We start from the raw sequence: 5,574 nt of genomic DNA, 5'->3' as shown, positions 1-5,574 counted from the left end.
GGCCCGGACGGCGCCGGCGGCGGCGGGCGCGGGCGGCCGCCGGTGGGTGCCGGTGTCCTCGCCGCTCTGGCGGGGCGCGTCGGGGGCGCTCTCGACGGTCTCGGCGAGCAGTTCGCGCGGGATCAGCACCACGGCGGAGGTGCCGCCGTAGGGGCTGGGCCGCAGGTGCACCCGGATGCCGTGCCGGCGGGCGAGCCGGGAGACCACGAACAGGCCGAGCCGGTCGGTGTCGGCGAGGTCGAACTCCTGCTCGACGGCGAGGCGTTGGTTGATCTCCTCCAGGTGCTGTTCGCTCAGGCCGAGGCCGCGGTCGTCGATCTCCAGGCAGAAGCCGTGCGCGACCACCTCGCCCTGGACGGTGACGTGGGTCTGCGGCGGGGAGAACACGGTGGCGTTCTCGACGAGTTCGGCGATCAGGTGGGTGACGTCGGCGACGGCGGAGCCGAGCAGGCCGGTGCCGGGGAAGGGGCGCACCTGCACCCGGGCGTAGTCCTCGACCTCGCCGACGGCGGCGCGCACCACGTCGACCATCCGGACCGGCTTGCGCCAGGCGCGGCCGGGCGAGCCGCCGGAGAGGATGATCAGGCCCTCGGCGTGGCGGCGCATGCGGGTGGTGAGGTGGTCGAGCCGGAACAGGTCCTCGAGCTCGCGCGGGTCCTCGGTGCGGCGCTCCATGGTGTCGAGCAGGGTGAGCTGGCGGTGCAGCAGGACCTGGCTGCGGCGGGCCAGGTTGACGAAGACGGCGGAGACGCCGCGGCGCAGTTCGGCCTGTTCGACGGCGGCCTCGACGGCGACCCGCTGCACTTCGTTGAAGGCCCGGCCGACCTGGCCGATCTCGCCCGCGCCGAAGTCGAGTTGGGGCACTTCGGCGGGCACGTCGACGGCCTCGCCGCGGCGCAGCCGGAGCATCACCGAGGGCAGCCGGGTGGCGGACAGGTCGGCGGCGGCGTTGCGCAGGCCGACGAGTTCGCGCACCAGGCGGCGGCCGGTGCGGTAGGAGATGACGATGGACAGGACGACGGCGGTGAGGCCGACCAGGCCGGCGGTGCCGCCGCGGACCAGCGCGTCGATCGCGCTGTCGCGGGCCCGGTCGCCGAGGTCGGCGGCCAGCTTGGAGTTGAGGGTGTCGATGCCGTCGAGGACCTTGTCGGCGGTCTCGCCCCAGGAGTCGACCGGTCCGCCGCGCACCTCCAGGGCCCGGTCGGCGGCCTTGTCGAAGCCGTTCTCGGCGGCGGTGAGCCAGCTCCAGTCCTGCTCCATGCGCAGCGCGTTGTACGTCTGGCGGTCGTCCGGGTCCAGTTCGGCGATGTAGATCCGGAACAGGGCCTGCTGGGCGTTCATGGCGTCCAGGGCGACCTGCTGCTTGCGCGGGTCCTTGGCGCCGGCCTCGGTGCCGGCCCGCAGGGCGCGCATCGCGGCGGTCTCCTGGGAGAGGTACTCGCCGGCCCGGGAGAGCTCGACCAGGATGGTGCCCTGGCGGGGCAGCGAGCCGGACTGCTTGGCGACGAAGGAGGAGCGGAACGCGAACACCGGGGTGATCAGGTCGCTGTAGTCCTTCAGGGCGCCGTCCCAGCTCTGCTTCTGCTGGCCGATCTGGCTGCGGATGGCGCCGAGCTGGTCGGCGACGGACAGCACGTCCTGGTAGCGGGCACGCTGGTCGGCGTCGAGCTTGCCGGCGTCGTGGCTGTCGCCCTGGTAGCGCAGCAGTCGGAGGTCGCGGTCGGTCGTCTCGCGGGCCTTGGCGTAGGCGGCGGCGTAGCCGGCGTCGGTGGGGGCGGCCAGCCGCAGGACGGCGGCGGTGCGCTCCTGCTGGAGGTCGTGGGCGTACCGGTCGGCGGGGTCGCCGAAGGCGGTGTAGGTGGAGCTGAGGTCGAGTTGTTCCCAGACGTCGCCGGTGGTGACGAGCGTGGCGTACACCCACAGGCCGCTGAGCGCCGCGATGGGCACCAGGAGCAGCGCGACGATCCTCGCGCGGATCGAGCTGCGGCGCAGGCGCATACGGGTCCTTAGTGGTCCTCGGGGGAGGGACCCCGGGACGCGGTGGGCGGGCGCGGGTGGGTGCGCGTGGGCAGGGGAGGGTGCGGGCAGGGGCGGGTAAGGCGGGGGACGAGTTCCGCGAGCCTACTACTTCCTGACCACCCGTTCGTAGGGTGAAAGTGCATCGTGATCGGCTGTTGTCCGGATCGTCCTTTAATTCCCGGCCGGGTTCTGTCATGGCCCCGACCTGCGGAGCCGCGGCCGGTGCGGGGCGTCGTCGGGCGGTGACTCTGGGCAGCGCCGCGCCGATCCGGTAGCTTCGCCGGTGCCGCCCGGAACGTGCGTGCCGGAGCGGGGTGCGACGCCCGGCACGGGGCGGGAGCGGCGGGGATCGGGGGGGACCGTGCGAGAGTTCAGCAGCCCCGCGGCGGGCGCGGCGCCGACCGGTGGGCTGGCCGACTCGGTGTTCGACCGGGCGGAGCGGGATCCGCGGCTGGTGCAGCTGTCCCGGCCGGTGGACGGCGGCTGGGCGCCGGTGACGGCGGTTCAGTTCCGCGACGAGGTGCTGGCACTGGCCCGGGGCCTGCTGACCCGGGGGGTGCGCTACGGCGACCGGGTCGCGGTGATGTCGGCGACCCGCTGGGAGTGGACGCTGTTCGACTACGCGCTCTGGTCGGTCGGGGCGGTCACCGTGCCGGTCTACCCGACCGCCTCGCCGGACCAGGTGCGCTGGATCCTGGCGGAGACCGCGGCGGTGGCCTGCGTGGTGGAGGACGAGGACCAGGCGATGACGGTGGGCGCGGTGTGCGACGCGCTGCCGGAGCTGACCGGCATCTGGCAGCTGGACCGGGGCTGCGTGGCGCAGCTGGCCGCGGACGGCGCGGGCGTGCCGGACGCCCTGGTGCACCGTCAGCGGCTCGGGGTGACGCCGGACTCGCCGGCGAGCGTCATCTACACCTCGGGCACCACCGGCCGCCCCAAGGGCTGCCTGCTGACCCACGGCAACTTCGCCTCGGTGGCGGACGCGGTGCTGGCGGGCTGGGGGGAGGTGTTCGCCGAGCCCGGCGGCGGGCAGCCGGCCACCCTGCTGTTCCTGCCGCTGGCGCACGTGTACGGGCGGGTCACCCAGGTCGCGGCGGTGCGCGGCGGGATCCGGATCGGCCACCACCCGAAGGTGTCGGCGGACAGCCTGCTGCCGGCGCTGGCCTCGTTCGGGCCGACCTTCCTGCACGCGGTGCCGTACGTCTTCGAGCGGATCCACCGCCGGGCCCGGGAGGCCGCCGAGGCGGCGGGACGGCTGGAGCTGTTCGAGCAGGCGGAGCAGGTCGCGGTGGAGTGGGCGGCGGCCCGGGAGCGCCGGGCGCACCGCGCGGGCCCCGGCCCCTCCCCGGCGCTGCGGCTGCGGCACGCCGCGTACGAGCGGATGGTGTACCAGCGGATCCGGGCGGTGCTGGGCGGCCGGGTGCGGGCGGTGATGTCGGGCGGGTCGACGCTGGGGCGGGAGCTGGCGCTGTTCTTCGCGGGCGCGGGCATGACGGTGTACGAGGGCTACGGGCTGACCGAGTCCTCGGCCGCGGCGACCGCGAACCCGCCGCGGCGGCCGAAGTTCGGCACGGTGGGCCGTCCGGTGCCGGGCACGACGGTGGCGATCGCGGAGGACGGCGAGGTGTGGGTGAAGGGGCCGGGGGTGTTCGCCGGCTACCTGAACCACCCGCGCTGCTCGGACGAGGCGCTGTGCCGGGGCTGGCTGGCCACGGGGGACCTGGGCGAGCTGGACGGGGACGGCTACCTGACGCTGACCGGCCGCAAGAAGGAGGTGATCGTCACCTCCAGCGGCAAGAACCTGGCCCCGGCGGTGCTGGAGGAGCGGGTGCGGGCGCACCCGCTGATCGCCCAGTGCCTCGTGGTGGGCGACGACCGGCCGTACCTGGCGGCGCTGATCACCCTGGACGGGGTGGCGCTGGCGCACTGGCTGCGGGCCCGCGGGCGGCCGCGGCTGGACGTGTGGGAGGCGCTGACCGATCCGGAGCTGCACCAGGAGGTGCAGCGGGCGGTGGGGGCGGCGAACACCACGGTGTCGCGGGCGGAGTCGATCCGGGCGTTCCGGCTGCTGCCGCGCGAGTTCTCGCTGGAGGAGGGGCTGTTGACGCCCTCGCTGAAGATCCGCCGGGCGGCGGTGGTGGATCGCTACGCGCAGGACATCGAGGAGCTCTACGCCGGTTGACCGATCTCCGCCGCCGGTCGGGCCGTTCCGCTTGACCGCCGGGATTGGTCCAGTCCATTGTGTGCACCGGCCTGGTGCGGCAGGGCCCCCACCGACCCCCGCCCCCTCCGGGAGTCACTCCTCCGCCCGTCCCCCACAATGGAGTTGACACGTGATCGGTTCCGCCCGCCGCCGTCTCGCGGCCCTCGCCGCCACCGCCGCGCTGGCCTCCCTCGCCACCGTGCCGGCCGCCCGCGCGGACGCGCCGGCCCCGGCCCCCGCGCCGAACCTGGCCACCAACCCCGGCTTCGAGATCCCCACCCTGCCGCTGGCCGACTGGGGTTCGATCCCCGGCTGGCACTGCGCGGCCGGCGAGGGCGCGGTCACCGCCGCCGCCCGCACCGGGAGTTCGGCCCTCGCCCTCACCCCCGCCTCGGACGACTCCACCGCCCGGTGCACCCAGACCCTCGCGGTGCGCCCGGACACCACCTACACCTACAGCGCGTGGGTGCGCGGCTCGTACGCCTTCCTGGGCGCGAGCGGCACCGGCCACGACGTCCCGCCGGCCTGGACGGCGTCCACCGGCGGCGGCTGGCAGCGGCTGAGCACCTCCTTCACCACCGGCCCGGCCACCACCTCGGTGCAGCTGTACGCGCACGGCTGGTACGGCCAGGGCCCGGTCTCGGTGGACGACGTCTCGGTGACCGGCGACAGCCCGGCGCCCGCGCCGCTCACCACCAGCGTGCCGACCGCCGACCCGGTCGTCTTCATCACCATCGACGACGGCTGGACCCGCGACCCGGCGGTCCTGCAGCTGCTCGCCGACCGGAAGGTGCCGGTCACCGCGTTCCCGCTGCCGATGCCGGAGGGCTTCGAGCCGGACTACTTCTCCCGGGCCACCGCCGTGCCCGGCTCGGCGATCGAGGACCACAGCGTCTCGCACCGGGACCTGACCGCGCTGTCGCCCGCCGAGCAGCAGGCCGAGATCTGCGACGCCCGGGACGCCGTCACCGCCCGCTACGGCACCGTCCCGACCCTGTTCCGCCCCCCGTACTTCGCGGTGGACGCCGACCTCCAGCAGGCCGCCGCGAACTGCGGCATGGCGTACCTGGTCACCGCCAACGCGGACTTCGGCTGGGGCGCCTCGAACACCTCGCACCCCGACGGCGCCCTGCAGGCCGGCGACATCGTCATCCTGCACTTCACCGACACCCTGCTGACCGACCTCCGGCGCACCCTGGACGCGGCCGACCGGGCCGGACTGAAGCCCGCGGCGCTGACCGGCTACCTGCGCTGACCGGCTGCCTGCGCTGAGCGGCTGCCCGCGCTGACCGACCGCCGGCGCCGGCCGCCGGCCCCGGAACCGCCGGCGGCCGGGCTCCTTCCACGCTGTC

Annotated in this window: 3 protein-coding genes; 2 read left to right on the top strand and 1 reads right to left on the bottom strand. The window is 75.0% G+C overall.

What is annotated here, in order from left to right; translation table 11 throughout:
* The coding region (locus ACFUEL_RS33930) for a nitrate- and nitrite sensing domain-containing protein (RefSeq protein WP_380241136.1) at positions 1–1,998 on the bottom strand (1,998 nt) is incomplete at its 3' end.
* A 382-nt stretch (positions 1,999–2,380) separates the two neighbouring features.
* Between ACFUEL_RS33930 and ACFUEL_RS33925 the strand changes: the two genes are divergently transcribed.
* Together ACFUEL_RS33925 and ACFUEL_RS33920 are read left to right on the top strand one after the other, a co-directional pair.
* On the top strand, positions 2,381–4,201 hold the full coding sequence (locus ACFUEL_RS33925; RefSeq protein WP_380241134.1) for an AMP-dependent synthetase/ligase: 1,821 nt from the start codon (positions 2,381–2,383) through the stop codon (positions 4,199–4,201).
* Positions 4,202–4,352: 151 nt separating this feature from the next.
* Positions 4,353–5,477 (top strand): polysaccharide deacetylase family protein, encoded by a 1,125-nt coding sequence (locus ACFUEL_RS33920; protein WP_380241132.1) that lies wholly within the window; start codon positions 4,353–4,355, stop codon positions 5,475–5,477.
* Positions 5,478–5,574: the final 97 nt, after the last annotated feature.

The organism is Kitasatospora sp. NPDC057198 (genome assembly GCF_042670125.1).
Taxonomy (GTDB): domain Bacteria; phylum Actinomycetota; class Actinomycetes; order Streptomycetales; family Streptomycetaceae; genus Kitasatospora.
Note: the sequence above shows the minus strand (reverse complement) of the source record. Positions and strands in the feature narration are given on the sequence as shown.